Origin of the sequence: Nitriliruptor alkaliphilus DSM 45188 (assembly GCF_000969705.1) — a bacterium.
GTDB classification, from domain to species: Bacteria; Actinomycetota; Nitriliruptoria; order Nitriliruptorales; family Nitriliruptoraceae; genus Nitriliruptor; species Nitriliruptor alkaliphilus.
Genome location: NZ_KQ033901.1, coordinates 2,862,947 through 2,877,665, shown reverse-complemented (window position 1 = coordinate 2,877,665; position 14,719 = coordinate 2,862,947). Strand labels below are relative to the sequence as shown.

The window sequence follows — 14,719 nt, the reverse complement described above, 5'->3', positions numbered from 1 at the left end:
GCGCCGTGACCCGTACGGTCGACGCAGCGACAGAGGGGCTGCAACAACGTGGGTTTCGAGACCTTGCCCGAGAGTTCGAGCGAGACGATCGGCTGGCGGCTGGAAGGTCGGCTGAGCGACGCCGAGGTCGCGGCCATGCACGAGCAGCTCGACACCATCATCGCGGACAAGGGGTCCGCGCGAGTGCTCGTCGACCTCACCGCGATGGAGGGGATGGAGCCGTCGGCCGTCTGGAAGGATCTGCGCCGTTCGGTCGGCAAGCTCGGCGACATCGATCGCATGGCCGTGATCGGTGGCGAGCGTTGGCATCGGTGGCTGACCACCGCCTCGGACGAGGTCACACCGATCGAGGCTCGCCACTACGCGCCCGCCGAGGCCGCAGCAGCCTGGACGTGGCTACGGAGCTAGCCGGTGATGTCGGGCCGGCCCACCGGGCACGCGAGCGACGCCCGTGGGCTGGTCGCAGCCACCGTGGAGCTGTGCGACGCCCCGTGACGCTTCGCAGCCGCCCCAGGGGCGGAAGTCCTCCCCATCCCTTACCTTCGGCACGGCGGACCGGCGCAGCGCGAACCGATGATGTAGGCGAGCGCGCCCGGCGTTGTACGAGGAGACCAGCCAGGAAGCCACGTGGTCCAGGCCAGGCACGACCGGCGCAGGGACGACTGGTGGCGCCGGGCGGCGGGTGTGGTCGTGGCCGTCTACGCGGTCGTCGCGGTGACCGCGCTGGCCGCGCCCGCGGCCGGTCCCACGCTGGTCAAGCTCTTCGGCACGCTGGTGATCGCGGTCGGCGTCGGGTTCGCGCTGTTCCGCCACCGGCCCCCACGCGCGTCCGGCTGGCGGCACGCGGGGCCCGGCATCATCGCGCTCCAGGTCGGCTACACCGCTGATGTCATGGGCGTCGATGTCCCGCCGGGCCTGGGGATCGCGAACACGGTCCTGCAGCTCGGCGGCGTCGTGCTCATGGCCTGGGGCATCGGGGTCATGTTCGGCCGGAGGGACGGCCGAGGAGACGTCGAGTCCGGCTTGGACGCCGGCATCGTCGCGTTGGCGCTGGGCCAGCTCGGCTTCTACTGGCTCGTGGCACCGTTGCTGGCGGACAACGACGGTCCGGCTGCCCTCGGCACCGGCGTGCTGGTGTTCGCGGCCATCGGGCTGATCACCTACATCGTCGCCCAACGGATCCCGCGCGCTGCGCTCACCCCGTCGCGAGCGGCCATCATCGGGTTGATCCTCCTGGGCGTCACGGTCATACTCCTCGATTCGGTGGTGCTGGACGGGTTGAACCACACCGGCGACCTGTCCGCCGGGACCAGCCGCACCCTTCCACTCAGCCTGCTGGCCTACGGGTTGCTCCTCGCCGCGGCGGTGCATCCGAGCATGCGGGAGGCCGGGCCGCTGGCCGTTCCGACAGGCCGTACCGGCACGTCCCGTGTGCTCGTGATCTGCACCGCCGGGATGGTCACCCCCCTCCTCCACCTGCTCGGTACCGTCATCGGACGCCCGCCCCAGGCGCCGGTGGCCCAGAGCGCCATCGGAGCCGTCGCCATCGCGCTGGTGCTGGTCCGGTTGGCGTTCACCCTGCGTTCCCGCCAGCAAGCGCAGGCCGTGGCGTCGGCCAGCGAATCGCGTTTCCGGTCGCTGGTCGAGCATGCCGCCGATGGCATCGCGGTCCTCGACGCCGACGGCACGGTCGAGTTCACCACCCCCTCCGTCGAGCAGATGCTCGAGTTGCCCGCCGGCTCGTTGATCGGCAGCCGCGTCCTCGACACGGTGCACCCCGACGACGTGCCGATCGCGGCGCAGGCGGTGGGACGGGCGCTGGCGCGGTCCGGTGCCAGGACCTCGGGGACGATGCGGTTCCCCGACGTCACAGGGCAGCCCCGCTGGCTGCGGTTCGTCATCCACAACCTGTTCGACGAGCCGGCTGTGGCGGGGCTGGTGATGAACCTCCGCGACGTGACCGACGAGCGGCGGGCCGAGGAACGTCTCACCCGGCAGGCGACCCGTGACTCCCTGACAGGTCTGCTCAACCGCGCCGCGCTGCACGATGCACTCCAACGCGCAATCCACGGACGCCGGCGCGTCGCCGTGCTGTTCCTCGACCTCGACCGGTTCAAGCTGATCAACGACTCGGTCGGCCACGACGCAGGGGACACGCTGCTGATCGACGTCGCCAACCGCCTCCGCGACTCGGTCAGGGACGACGATGTCGTCGGCCGGCCGGGTGGGGACGAGTTCGTCATCGTCGCGTCGGTCGCCGACACGGCCGACGCGGAGGCACTGGCGGTGCGCGTGACCGACGGGCTCGCAGCGCCCTTCGACGTCGCCGGCGACGAGATCTACGTGACCGCCAGCATCGGCATCGTGCACACCGAGGCGGGGTCCGAGCCCGCCAGCGCACTGCTCCGCGACGCCGATATCGCGATGTACGAGGCGAAGCGAGCGGGCCGCAACCGGATCGAGGTGTTCGACCGAGCCCTGCGAAGCACGGCGACGGAACGTCTGCGCGGCCAGACCGCCCTTCGTCACGGCATCGACCGCGGCGAACTGCGCCTGCGCTACCAGCCCATCGTCGACCTCCGCACCGCGCACGTCACCAGCGTGGAGGCTCTCGTACGGTGGCAGCGTCCCGATGGCCATCTGGTCGATCCCGACGACTTCATCCCGCTGGCCGAGGAGACCGGCCTGATCGTGCCGTTGGGCCGCTGGGTGCTTGCCACGGCCACCGCAGAGCTGGCCGCATGGCACGCCACCCGACCTTCCGGGACCCCAACCGTGGCGTTGGCCGTCAACGTGTCCCCCCGGGAACTGCAGGACCCCGGCTTCCTGGATGGCGTCCGCACCGCCCTCGCCCGGTGGCCCCTGCCCTCCGATGCGTTGCGGATCGAACTGACCGAGCAACTGCTCGTGGATGACACCGACCGCGCCCAGCACATCCTCACCGAGCTACGGAGCCTGGGCGTCAAGCTGTCCATCGACGACTTCGGCACCGGATGGTCCTCCCTCAGCTACCTCAAGCGCTTCCCGTTCGACACCATCAAGATCGACCGCTCCTTCATCGATGGGCTGGGCCAGGACCACAGCGACACCCTGATCGTCCAGGCGATCCTCGGCATGGCCTCGGGTCTGCACGCCGAGGTGGTGGCCGAGGGCGTGGAGACGCAGCTCCAGGCGCTGCGCCTGCTCGACCTCGGCTGCGACTTCGCGCAGGGCTACCTCTTCGCACCGCCGCTGCCGTTCGCCGAGCTCGCGCCCGTCCTCTCCGACGGTGTCGCCCTCCCGTGGCGGCTGCCGCGGCCGAGCCGTGCCACGCGGGCATGACGTGGGGCCGGGGCGCTACCGGTCGCCGGAGCCAGATCGGCGGCACCGAAGGCGACGGTGAACCGCTCGCACCAGATGACGACGGTGTCGTAGGCGTCGAGGTCGACGTCGTCAGGGATCTCGTAGTTCTGACTACCGATGTTCCCGCGCAGGTCGCCGAGGTCGACGAGGTCGGCCGCCCGCGCGCCGTCGTCGTCGGCGTGGTCAGCGGATGAAGCTGCGCGTCACCGGTTGCTCCTCGCCGTCGGCCACGATCTGCGGACGCCGCTCGCGACCCTCCAGGCGGCGGTCGAGGCGCTGCAGGACGGTTTGGCCGCGGACCCCGACCGCTACCTGCGAGCCATGGCGACCCACCTGAAGCTGCTGCGCGGCATGGTCGACGACCTCCTCGTGCTCACCGGCCTCGAAGCCGGTGAGGTGCGGCCCGAGCACATCCCGCTGTATCTGGCCGCCGGTGCGGCCGAGGTCCTGACTCCCGTCGCCGCTCGACAGCAGGTGACGATCGAGCTCGAGACGAAGGGGGCCGCCCCGGTGCACGGCGATGCCATGGCGCTCGACCGGGTCCTGCGCAACCTGCTCGACAACGCCGTGCGGCACGCCCCTCCGGGCCGCACGATCACGCTCCAGCTCGCGACGGACAGCGGTGCCGGCGGGGTGCGCGTCCACGACGACGGGCCAGGGTTCCCCACGGCGTTCGTCGAACGCGCCTTCGACCGGTTCTCACGAGCGGACGAAGCCCGCGAGCGCGACGGCGGCGGGGCCGGCCTCGGCCTGGCGATCGCCCGCGAGCTGATCGAGGCCCACGGAGGCAACATCTGGATCGAGCCGGGACCCGGAGCCACGGTCGCCTTCCGGGTACCCACCGCTTCCGCTCACCAACGGACGTGGTCCGCAGGATCGCGGTCGCGGGCGATCAGGCCCGGCGCGACGTGACGTGCCGCGTCGCAGTCGATGCAGCGGTCGTCGACGAACCAGGGTCCCTCGGCGCCGGCGGATGCCGCATGTCTCGACGCGCCACCTCAGCCCGCTCCCCTCGCCTGCACGAGTGGATGCTACGGCCCGCAGGGAGCGGTGGCCGCCGCTCGGCTCGAGTTCGTGTGGATCACGCGGCGATGAGTTCCGCACGCCGCGGCGGTCGACCCCGACCGAGAGACCTCGTCCCCCACCTGACAGAGATGGTGCCCCGATGACCACCGCAGATCCGCCACCCAGCCGCTCGACGCGTCCTTCACGGAGCCGATCCGCAAGGACGGCGCCTTCGCGACCTACATCGAACTGCCCGGTTCGCACGAGGTGCTCGGCACCCGGCGCGCCGTCAAGGTCGCCGGCACGCTCGATGGGCACCCCTTCGCCGCGACGCTGATGCCGTCCGGAGAAGGCCCCCATTGGCTGCCGCTGCGGCAAGCGCTGTGCAAGACGATCGGCAAGTCGAGCGCCGGCGAAGTGGTCGACGTGCACGTGGAGCAGCGAACGTCGTGAACTCGTTGGTGACCCGGTCAGGCTGACGCGAGGTCGTGGGTGAGCTCGCCCGCCTGCCAGACGTGGGTGACGTTCCCGGGGTCGGCCAGCACGGACACGTCGGCGAGCGGGTCGCCGGCCACCGCGATGACGTCGGCGTCGTACCCGGCGACCAGCTGGCCCGAGAGCGGCGCACGTTCGCCGAGCGTGTCCGGACCGTTGGCGGTCGCCGACTCGATCGCCTCGAGCGGGCTCATCCCGAACTCGACCATCAGCGGCAGCTCGCGGCCGTGGTTGCCCCACGCGACCGGCTTGCCGCGCCCGGTCACCATCACGTCCGTGCCCATCGCGATGCGGACCCCAGCGGCGTGCGCGCGGCCCATCGCGTCGGCGTGGACGTGGTCGATCTCGACGAGCTTGGCGCGCATCTCCGGGGAGATGTCGTTCGACGGGTCCGGAGCGAGCATCTCACGAACCACCAGGCGGGTCGGGACGAGCAGCACGTCGCGCTCGACCATCGCGGCACACACCTCCTCGTCGAGGTAGGTGCCGTGCTCGATGGTGCGTACCCCGGCCTCGATCGCCGCGAGCATCGCGCCGGTCCCGTGGCAGTGCGCCATCACCGAGCGGCCCGCCAGCCCGGCGACCTCGACGATGGCCGCGAGCTCGGCCCGGGTGAAGTGCTGGTGGCGCGGATCGTTGCGCGACGACATCACGCCCCCAGACGCGCAGATCTTGATGACCTCGGCGCCCTCACGTAGTTGTTCGCGCACGGCGGTGATGCAGTCGTCGACGCCGTCGCACAGCCGCGTCGACGGCTCGGTCACCGCCAGCTGGTGGATCCAGGACAGCGGCAGCTCGGCGAGGTCGCCGTGACCGCCGGTGACCGACAACCAGGCGCCGGCGGCGTAGATGCGTGGCCCGGGGATGGTGCCCTCGGCGACGGCACGAGCGACGTGGATGCCCAGGCCACCCGCCTCGCGCACCGAGGTGACGCCGGCTTCGAGCGCGGCGACCAGATCGATCGTCGTCCGGGCGCCCCGCAGGGCGAGCGGCTCCCGGGTCACGGAGGTCGGGTCTGCACCGAGCGCGCCGAGCAGGTGGACGTGGCAGTCCCACAGGCCAGGCATCACCGTGTCGACCTGTACCCGTGTCGCCCCGTCCGTTGCAGGCGCGTCGACGCGCGAGCCGGCGTAGCTGATGGTCCCGCCATCGAGCACGAGGACAGCCTCCTCGACCGACTGCCCGCGTCCGGGGAGCAACCGGGTCGCCTCGATGCGGATCGCCACGCGCCCTCCTCGCTCCGGTCGGAGGACGCTACCTCCGCGTGCGCAGGCTGGACCCGACGACGCGAGATCAAAGTGGGGTCAGCTCGGCCCAACGATCCACGACGAGGCGCCGCATCCAGCTACGGATCCGAGGCATCGTCTTCCCTCCTCGCGGTCGGTCCGGAGCACGCGGAGGTGGAACCGGCCGCGACGCAGCGAGCACAGCGTCGCTGGTCGTCGAGTTCGTGGGCGACCTGTCCGCAGTCAGCGCAGACCCGATCGAGCCAGCACGCGGGGTCACCCACCTGCTCCTCCCCCCTACGGCCGAAACGGTCCGGGCCGTCGGCGCTCGGAACGCGCCGCTAGGTACGTCCCGGCAGCCGCCCTCGGTACTTGCGGTGCGCTGCCTGCTTGGAGACACCGAGGTGGGTGGCGATCTCCGCCCACGTCAGACCGGCGACACGGGCCCGGCGTACCGCCGCGTCCTGCTGGCGCTCGGCCGTCCGCCGCGCCTCTGCTGCGACCCGGAGCCCGACCCGGGGGTCGCCGCCGTCCGCTGTGTCGATCGCGACCTCCACCGGATCTCCTCAACGCCGCTCCGGGAGCTGTCAACGTATGTTGACAGCTCCGCCGAGTCAACCGCGCACGTGGGCGCGGCCAGGCACCGACTGGCCCAGCCCATTCGATACCTGTAGCGGTATAGTCCTGCTATGGAGATCGCTTCGGTCCTGCGCGAGGCGCGGCAGAGAGCCGGCCTCTCGCAACGCGCACTGGCGGAAGTGGCTGGTACCTCCCAACCGGCCATCGCTCGGTACGAGAGTGGCGCTGCGGTTCCGTCGTTGCCGACGCTGCAGCGCCTCCTCGAGCAGCTCGACGTCACGATCACGTTCGAGCCCCGGCGCACGTCCGTGGCGTTGCGAGGGCCCGTCGGACGCCGGGTGCAGGAACGTCGCGAGGCGCTCAACGAGGTCCTCGAGCGGAACGGGGCTCGACGCCCGCGGATCTTCGGCTCGACCGCACGAGGAACCGACGGGCCGGATTCAGACCTCGATCTGCTCGTCGAGCTCGAACGTCCGACGCCGGTGAAGCTGGCGAGGCTGGAGCGCGAGCTGTCGGCGGCGTTCGGCGGTCCCGTGGACGTCGCCGTCCCCCAGACGCTGCGACCCGATGTCCGCGACGAGGCTGAACGGGAAGGAGTACTTCTGTGAGTCCAGGGGATGCGCCTGCACCTCGACCACGGCTACCACCCCGGGTCTGCCGACATCGTGCTGAACACCGTCCAGGACGAACTCGGAGTGGTCCGCGACGCGGTGCAGGCGGAACTCGACGACTCCTGACACCTGCCTTCGCCGGCGTCCCACCCGACAGCGAGTCGACCCGCACCTTCAAGCTCAGCTAGCGCGGCACCAACCGCGACACCCAGGGGAAGGTGCCGGTAGGCCGTCGATCAGTTCGCGGAGGCTGTCGGCATGCCCGGCGGCCGACCGATCTCCTCGACCATGTGGATCAGGTTGCGCCGGACCAAGATCTACTCGCCGTCCTCGTCGACGGTCAGGTCAGGCCCGAAGGTTGAGTAGCCATTGCTCTACGGCACCGGCCGCGTTCCCGGTGTTCTGCGTGCACACCGACCCGTGGCGGAACCGCCACCCAACCGGGAGCACCCAGAATGTCGGACAAGTACGCCAAGCATCGCCGCAACTACACTGATGTCCTGCAGAAGCACGTCGGCGCCACTTCCATACAGGTCATCGGCTGCCTGAGCCAGCCCGGATCCCTGGCCGGCGCTGCGCTCGCGAAGGTCTCCGGCGCCGGCTTCCTCGCCAACCGAGCGGCAGGCAACAAGAAGGCCGGTGGTGACCTGCCGACGAACGTGATGGTCGCCGTCACTGACGACGCCATCCACCTGTTCGACTTCCGCCCGAAGGGCTCGTCGATCAAGGTCAAGGACGAGGTCGCCGTCTGGCCTCGCGCCACGACACGCGTCCACTCGGCCAAGGAGGGAACGCTCGCGACACGGCTGGTCATCGACCTCGAGCACGAGCGACACACCATCGAACTCGACGCCAACGCCCCGTTCGGGCTCGGCAAGGCCTTCAACCAGCCACTCCTGGATGTGTTGCATCCCTCGCCGCAGGCGTAGGCCCACTGTCTGCTGCCCACGACCTACCCAGCGGCGACGACGACGGGCCCTCCCGCTCCACACGTCGGAGGGCCCGTCGTCATGTGTGTGTCGAGAGGTGGCGGTCGGTCACGGGCTCCCGGAGGCCGGCACGTCTACGGTCGTTGAACCAGTCGACCCAGACGAAGGCTCGAGCTCGACCTTGTCGAGCTGCTTCCAGGGTCGGCCACGTCCCGGTGCTAGCGCGCGCCAGCCTCGGGTACCGAGCTCGAGGGTGAGGGGACCCCGCTCGACTTCGAGTCAAGTGGAGCCCGCGCGCAACCGTGACTGCCGGCGGTCATGCGCCGGGCCGCCATCTCGACGCCTGGGCGGCATGCGAGCTCACGGACCAGTTAGACGCGGCGCGCCCGAGACCCTCGGAGTTCACGAACTGGGAGGGGACCGCATCGAGCACGCCAGTTCACCGGCAGCGTTTCCGTCTGACCCGGCGCCCTAGCCCTAGCAGGAGGCCGAGACCTTCGCCGGTGTCAGCGCACCGGCGACCCCTACCGGCAGTCGAAGCAAGTGTGCGGCTTGCGGCCCCTCACCCGTTGGCGCTGCCAATGCACCCCGCATGCCGAGCACCGCAGCGTCTCCACGCCGGTGTCCTCATCGACGGTGACCACCAGCGACGCGCCCGAGATCGGCTCGTCGGCCGATCGTGTCGGTGAAGGCGCCACACCTGCAGTTGCAGGCACCGTTGGCACCGGCGGCACCGGCGGCACCGGCGGCAGGGCGGGAGGCCGGGTGTTCGGGGCGGCCGAGACCGGCACGGGCCCTGGATGCAAGACGTTCGCGGCGGTCGCCTTCGGTGCTGTTACGGGTGGAGCGGCCGACTGGGGCACCGCAACCGGCCCAGAGGGCCAGGCGGGTCGGTCCGACACGCGCGCAGGATTGCAGTCGGGGCAGCGCTCGAGCTTCCTGCCTCGCTGGACCGGCCGGGTCCAAGCCCGTTCGCACTCCTGACAGATCAGCGTCTCGCGCAGCGACACGCCGGTCGCCACTGCCGGCACCTGCCCGCCCGGCGTCCCTGCCAGGAAGTCGCGAGCTGCGACGATTGGAATCTCGAACCGGCGGGCCTTACCTGCCTTGCCCGACCGTGATGCGGTGTCGGCCGCCACCAGCAGCTGGCAGCGCGATTTGGTCACGGAGTCGACCGGGTCGAGACCCAGACGCCGAGCGTGAGCGACCAACAGTTCGCGGGAGAGCTCTGCGCCGTCGTCGTCGATCGCCACGCCGGTGAAGCACACCGTCGTCCCCGGCTGCAGACTTACTTCACGGTCGCTGGTGCGGAACGTCGCGGTGCGCGCGTCGACCAGCGCCTGATCGATTCCGAGCGCGTGCGCGGCCCGGCACAGCTCGTCGTACTGCGCGAGGGTCACTTCGCCGTCCGAGCAGGCCGTCTCGATCAGCTCGCCGAGCCAGCGGCGGTGCGCCCGGTCGGTCTCGCCGGCGTTAAGCCCAAGCTCCCGGGCGAGCTCGACCAGTTGGTGGCGTTCATCTCCGTCGAGGTGTAGGTCGGCCATCGCCCGGTCCAGCAGGTCCAGGTAGGCGGCCACCTTGGCGTCGCGTTCGGGGTGGTGCAGCTGGGCGGTCAGCTGGGCCAGATAGGGAGCCGGCGCCAGGATGCCCGGCCGTGGGTCGCGACGTAGCACCCGGCCGCCGAGAGCCAGACCGGTGGGCAGCACCACCGGTAGACAGTCGAAGCCGTCGCAGCGCTCAGCGAGCGCGACCAGCAGTTGCGCGGTTGCCCGCGCGTCCGCCAGGGCCGCGTGGGCACCGTTCAGGTGCACCCCGTATACGGAGCAGGCGTCCGCCAGCCTCGCGCCGGTCAACCTCAGCGTGTCCAGGCCAGCACGCAGTTGGACATCGACACCAACCCGTCCGTACTCGCTTGCCAGCATCCGAGCGTCGAACGGAAGGTTGTGAGCGGCGACCACCGCCCCGTGCAACCGGACCGCCAGCTGCCCGCATACCTCCTCGAATGTCGGAGCGCCCGTCAGCATCGAGGCGGTGATGCCGTGGATCCATGTCGGGCCCACGTCCCTGCGCGGGTCGATCAACGTGTCGAACTCATCGATGATCCGCCCGTCGAGGTCGAGCGTGACGAGCGCGACCTCTACGACCCGGTCGGAGGGGAACACGCCGGTGGTCTCGGTATCGACGACCACGATTCGGTCGGCGTCGCCGACGACGGCGCCGAACCGCCCGGTCGCTGCGCGCGGGGACGATGGGGGTGGCTGCGGTGACGCGGGAGTTAGGTGGGGCACGGTCCCCACCGTGCCCGCCGGCTTCTTCGTGCCGAATAGCTTGCCCCAGAAGCTCACGGTCCCCCTCGCGAGTCGATGCCCGGCCAGCAGGCTAGAGGACGGCTGCGACGCCGTCAGGCGATTGAGGCCGCCGGGCGTAGCGCGGTCGTCCGCGAGACGGCGCCCGTGCCGATGACGGACCACGCCCTACTGACCGTCTGACGAGGCGGTCACGCTCGTGCGATCCGTGGCAGTACGACCGGTGGAGCCACGGTCGTCATCATCGCCGTGACCTCGCGAAGGCCGTCCGACGGCGAGCGCCGCAGATGGCAACGCTGAACGCTCGTCCCTCAAGTCTGCTCGTGCTGCGCGGCCACGGCCTCGGAGGCCTGGTCCCACAGTTGTGTCAAGGTGATGGTGGGGTCGTCTTCAGCGACTGAGTGCAGCCATCGCGATGGTGCCGCCGACTCAGCCACGAGGCTCTTCCACCCCCGGAGGGTCCATGCGATGTCTGCGACCTCCTCCGCCGGCGCTGCATCGCGAATCGAGGGTTCGATCGCGCGCAGCAGATCCCATGACGACATCGCTGCGACCAACTCAAAGGACCTCGCCACGTCGGACCATGGTCGATCGCGGTCCCCCCACGCGTGCACAAGGGCGGCCAGGGGGATGTAGGGGATTCGGCAACGGGAGGCCACCTTCGGGTCACACCACGGCCGCAACGACGGCGAGGGAGGGATCGGCAAGTCATCGGCCACCGGAACCGCGTGGAGGGCACCGATGACCTCCTCGAGCGTTCGCGACGGTTGGTTCGCCCACTGCTCGACGTTGACCCCTAGCGGGACGCCCGCATGGCGTGCGACGACCTCGCGAGTCCTGCGCAAGGTCGCATGCAGTTCCTGCCACTCCCAATAGGCCATCGGGCCGGCACGGCGGTCGCAACCACAGGCAGCGATGAGCGCATCGCGCAAGGTCCAGGCCGATGCTCCCTCGGCAGCGAGCGCCGGCACGAACTGCACCATGTCGGACTGCAAGACAGTCGCCGCCTCAGCAGCAACACCCATCGACATCCCCCTCGGGCACGGATCCGAGAGCCTAGAACTCCTCTTCGGTCTTTGTGCGCGGAGGGGTAACGTCGAACCCGCTTCGGGGTCGCGACTGGTTGCCACAGGTGGTGAGCTTCGCCTGGAATCCGCTCACCGAGCCGATCGCTGAACCGTCCTGGGATCGGTGGAGGCTCCTAACCTTGGAATCAAGGAGGAGCCATGAGCACGATCGGTCCGTCGGGGACGCCGAACTCGCGTCGGTACAGCCCTGAGGAGAAGGCCCAGGCGGTGCGGATGGTCCAGGCGTTGCGTACCGAGCTCGGGGCTACCCAGGGAACGGTCGCCCGGGTCGCCAAGCAGCTGGGCTACGGGGTGGAGTCGGTGCGCCAGTGGGTCAAGCAGGCCGAGATCGACGGCGGTGAGCGGCCCGGCACCACGAGCAGCGATGCGGAGCGGTTGCGGCAACTGGAGCAGGAGAACCGGGAGCTGAAGCGCGCCAACGCCATCTTGCGGTCGGCGTCGGCTTTCTTCGCGGCGGAGCTCGACCGCCCACAGAGGTGATGGTCGCCTACATCGACGCGCACAAGGACGAGTTCGGGGTCGAGCCGATCTGCCAACAGCTGCCGATCGCCCCGTCGACGTACTACGCCGCCAAGTCCCGTGAGCCGTCCGCGAGGATGCTGCGGGATGCGGTGCTGATGCCGCTGCTGTTGACGCTGTGGACCGCGAACTACGAGGTCTACGGGATCCGCAAGATGTGGAAGGCGCTGCAGCGCGCCGGCGAGGCGGTCGGTCGCGACCAGGTCGCCCGGTTGATGCGTGAGCTGGGGATCCAGGGCGCCCGTCGGGGCAAACGCATCCGGACCACCCGACCGGACGCCTCCGCGGCACGTCACCCGGATCTCGTGGACCGGCAGTTCATCGCCGAGCGGCCGAACCTGCTGTGGGTCACCGACCTGACCGTGGTGCCGACCTGGGGCGGTGCGGTCTACGTGTGCTTCATCACCGACGCGTTCTCGCGGATGATCGTCGGCTGGCGGGGGGCGACCCACATGCGCACCGACATGGTTCTCGACGCGCTCGAGATGGCCCGATGGAAACGCAACAGCCAGCTCGAAGGACTGGTCTGCCACTCCGATGCCGGCTCGCAGTTCACCTCCATCCGCTACGGCGAGCGGCTCGCCGAGCTCGGCGCCGTCCCCTCCATCGGATCAGTCGGCGACAGCTACGACAACGCCCTGGCAGAAGCCGTCAACAGCCTCTACAAGACCGAGCTGATCCGCCGAAAGGGACCATGGCGCAACGTCGACGACGTCGAGCTCGCCACCCTCGGCTGGGTCCACTGGTTCAACCACGAACGGCTGCACTCCACCCTGGGTGACATCCCTCCCGTGGAGTTCGAGACCGCCACCTACAGTCAGCGAGCGGAGACCAGCCACCCGGTTGGAATCCAATGAACCGAGTCTCCATCAGACCCAGGACGGTTCAGTCAACACCGCCTGCACGTCGTCGAGCAGCCCCGGGGAACCGACGCAGATGCCCCACTTGGGGGTCGTGCCCATCCACGCGGTGAAGGCATCGAGGAACAGGCCCTCCATGAACGCCCGCACGTGCGGCCAGCTCGCCCGCAGAACCCACGCCGGGATGCGCTTGACCTGGGAGCGAACGCCGCATCCGAGGAAGTCGATGAACTCAACCAGCCGCTTCGATGCGATGGCCACGTAGGAGCACCGGGTCGCCGGGTGCACGATCCGCGCCTGAACGCCGAAGACCGACTCGACCGCGGCCGCGACCCGCAGGAGGACCTCCGGGACCGCGTTGGTGATGACGACCGACCAGTTGCTGTGGTTGGTGTGCCCTTCGCTCACGTACGCCCCGAGGAAGAACGCGAGCTCCTCCGACATCTCGCACGGGATGTCGATGCGCTTCTGATCGCCGTACCTGGGCGAGGAAACGAAGCCCTCGAGGGGTGGTGACGCAGCAGGCCAAGGACCGCCGAACCGGATGACGGCGAAGTCACCTGGTCGCAGTTCCTCCAGCTCCAACTCGAGCAGCTCCCGATCGCGCGCCGCCACCACCTGAACGGTGCGAGCGGCGATGAGACAATGACCCGAACGAACCGTCACCTCGATGGCCGGCCCCTCGAACGTGTCGCCAGCGGCGTGCGCGATACCCGAATCGGTCAGCATCCACTGGCCTGCACCCACTGCTGCAGTCCGCATCGATTCCCCCCGGTCCGGTCGCATATCCAAGCATCCCGGACCGGTGCGACACCGAGGCGAGCAGTTCAGTCCTCCCTTGGGACAGCGCTCGCGACAGCAGTCAGCATGACCGCGAGTCGCTCACGCTCGTGGGGTGCCAACGCGTCCCAGTCACCCAGCCTGTTGCGGATGTGAGAGAGCGATATCAGGATCGGCGTCCTCGTCCTGGTCACCGATGAAGTAGGTCGCGATCGATCCGGTCAGCATCCCGATGGTGCCGATGCCGACCAGCATCAACACTACGGCCACCACGCGAGCGAGGGGGTTCTCCGGAGCGAGATCCCCGTACCCGACCGTCGTCGCCGTCACCACCGACCACCACGCCGCATCTGGGAAACGGTCGATCGTCGGCTCGACCGCCCAAACGACGACAGCCCCCGAGAGGACAGCGCAGAGCGACACGGTCAGGACCCAGTTGAGTCCGTTGGTCGTCACCACTCCCCGGACGTCGCGGAAGACACCGCCGACGACTGTCGCTGCGCGAAGGACCCGCAGCAGTCGTGCCAGCCGCAGGACACGCAGGGCGCGGAAGAAGTCCGCCGGCATGATCGCGAGCAGGTCGATGATGTTGCCCTTGAAGAAGGCCCGCTTGTCCGTCGACAGAGCCAGCCGGGCGACGTAGTCGGCGACGAAGATCGCCCACACCGCCAGGTTGGCGGCCAGGACCCACCCTTCGTTCTCGAGCGGCAGGAGGACGACGACGAGGACCGCCAGCGCGGACCATCACGGTCTCGTAGACCCACTTCCAGCGGCCCTCACCCAGGACCATCACGACAGGTTCGCGCTTCACGTCGTGCCCCTCCCCCTCAACGCCGTCGGCCCCAGGCGAACCTGGGGCCGACGGTGACTCACGTTCGAACCAGCTGTTCCTGGGTCAGCTGTTGTTTTGCACGAACGTGTCAGTGGTATTTGCACCATGACACGAAATCGGCTTTCTGTGGGGCGCTAGAGGGGTCTA

At 69.6% G+C, this 14,719-nt stretch carries 13 protein-coding genes, 1 pseudogene and 1 other annotated feature; of the genes and pseudogenes, 7 read left to right on the top strand and 7 right to left on the bottom strand.

All coding sequences use genetic code 11. The features are described 5' to 3' along the window. The first annotated feature begins 48 nt into the window (after window positions 1–48). Window positions 49–408, top strand: coding sequence for a SpoIIAA family protein (locus NITAL_RS13445; protein ID WP_052666775.1), 360 nt, complete (start codon window positions 49–51; stop codon window positions 406–408). A 219-nt stretch (window positions 409–627) separates the two neighbouring features. Then, entirely contained in the window at window positions 628–3,321 is a 2,694-nt protein-coding gene (locus tag NITAL_RS13440; protein ID WP_052666774.1) for a putative bifunctional diguanylate cyclase/phosphodiesterase, read from the top strand. Here the strand turns inward: NITAL_RS13440 and NITAL_RS29415 are convergent. Then, window positions 3,213–3,506: pseudogene (locus NITAL_RS29415) on the bottom strand (DM13 domain-containing protein); the annotation flags it as partial. The gene NITAL_RS13440 and the pseudogene NITAL_RS29415 overlap by 109 nt on opposite strands. Window positions 3,507–3,552: 46 nt before the next feature. On the opposite strand from NITAL_RS29415, the gene NITAL_RS13430 reads away from it, so the two are divergent. Both NITAL_RS13430 and NITAL_RS13425 read left to right on the top strand, forming a co-directional pair. Continuing rightward, complete coding sequence (locus NITAL_RS13430) at window positions 3,553–4,254, top strand: sensor histidine kinase (protein WP_052666772.1); 702 nt, start codon at window positions 3,553–3,555, stop codon at window positions 4,252–4,254. A gap of 306 nt (window positions 4,255–4,560) precedes the next feature. Beyond that, window positions 4,561–4,800, top strand: a complete 240-nt coding sequence (locus NITAL_RS13425) for a DUF1905 domain-containing protein (RefSeq protein ID WP_052666771.1) — start codon at window positions 4,561–4,563, stop codon at window positions 4,798–4,800. Window positions 4,801–4,817: 17 nt separating this feature from the next. Here the strand turns inward: NITAL_RS13425 and NITAL_RS13420 are convergent, their stop codons facing one another. Both NITAL_RS13420 and NITAL_RS13415 read right to left on the bottom strand, forming a co-directional pair. Further along, the gene (locus NITAL_RS13420) at window positions 4,818–6,068 is read right to left on the bottom strand and encodes a metal-dependent hydrolase family protein (protein WP_157041826.1); all 1,251 of its coding nucleotides are present in this window, start codon (window positions 6,066–6,068) and stop codon (window positions 4,818–4,820) included. A gap of 341 nt (window positions 6,069–6,409) precedes the next feature. Then, a complete protein-coding gene (locus tag NITAL_RS13415; RefSeq protein WP_052666770.1) occupies window positions 6,410–6,625 on the bottom strand; it encodes a hypothetical protein in 216 nt (71 codons plus the stop codon). A gap of 132 nt (window positions 6,626–6,757) precedes the next feature. On the opposite strand from NITAL_RS13415, the gene NITAL_RS13410 reads away from it, so the two are divergent. Together NITAL_RS13410 and NITAL_RS13405 are read left to right on the top strand one after the other, a co-directional pair. Then, window positions 6,758–7,255, top strand: coding sequence for a helix-turn-helix domain-containing protein (locus NITAL_RS13410; protein ID WP_083441550.1), 498 nt, complete (start codon window positions 6,758–6,760; stop codon window positions 7,253–7,255). A gap of 458 nt (window positions 7,256–7,713) precedes the next feature. Next, entirely contained in the window at window positions 7,714–8,187 is a 474-nt protein-coding gene (locus NITAL_RS13405) for a hypothetical protein (protein WP_052666768.1), read from the top strand. A 524-nt stretch (window positions 8,188–8,711) separates the two neighbouring features. Here the strand turns inward: NITAL_RS13405 and NITAL_RS13400 are convergent. Both NITAL_RS13400 and NITAL_RS13395 read right to left on the bottom strand, forming a co-directional pair. Continuing rightward, window positions 8,712–10,532, bottom strand: a complete 1,821-nt coding sequence (locus tag NITAL_RS13400) for an exonuclease domain-containing protein (RefSeq protein WP_169786836.1) — start codon at window positions 10,530–10,532, stop codon at window positions 8,712–8,714. 272 nt (window positions 10,533–10,804) lie between these two features. Further along, window positions 10,805–11,476: a DUF6197 family protein gene (locus tag NITAL_RS13395; protein ID WP_157041825.1), complete on the bottom strand. Its 672-nt coding sequence runs from the start codon at window positions 11,474–11,476 to the stop codon at window positions 10,805–10,807. A 243-nt stretch (window positions 11,477–11,719) separates the two neighbouring features. On the opposite strand from NITAL_RS13395, the gene NITAL_RS13385 reads away from it, so the two are divergent. Continuing rightward, a protein-coding gene (locus tag NITAL_RS13385; protein ID WP_245617678.1) for an IS3 family transposase occupies window positions 11,720–12,957 on the top strand; the annotation gives its coding sequence in 2 pieces (ribosomal slippage) (window positions 11,720–12,023 and window positions 12,023–12,957; 1,239 coding nt in all). After that, window positions 12,022–12,135 (top strand) — a sequence feature (AL1L pseudoknot). Its footprint overlaps the gene before it by 114 nt. A 12-nt stretch (window positions 12,958–12,969) precedes the next feature. Here NITAL_RS13385 and NITAL_RS13380 read toward each other — a convergent pair. After that, window positions 12,970–13,575: an LAGLIDADG family homing endonuclease gene (locus NITAL_RS13380; protein ID WP_157041824.1), complete on the bottom strand. Its 606-nt coding sequence runs from the start codon at window positions 13,573–13,575 to the stop codon at window positions 12,970–12,972. Between the two features lie 297 nt (window positions 13,576–13,872). Further along, window positions 13,873–14,451: a potassium channel family protein gene (locus NITAL_RS13375; protein WP_281175599.1), complete on the bottom strand. Its 579-nt coding sequence runs from the start codon at window positions 14,449–14,451 to the stop codon at window positions 13,873–13,875. Window positions 14,452–14,719: the final 268 nt, after the last annotated feature.

Bases quoted from the DNA above. Each gene is read 5' to 3' on its own strand.
- NITAL_RS13410 (WP_083441550.1), top strand. From the start codon at position 6,758: ATGGAGATCGCTTCGGTCCTGCGCGAGGCGCGGCAGAGAGCCGGCCTC.
- NITAL_RS13405 (WP_052666768.1), top strand. From the start codon at position 7,714: ATGTCGGACAAGTACGCCAAGCATCGCCGCAACTACACTGATGTCCTG.
- NITAL_RS13395 (WP_157041825.1), bottom strand. From the start codon at position 11,476: ATGGTGCAGTTCGTGCCGGCGCTCGCTGCCGAGGGAGCATCGGCCTGG.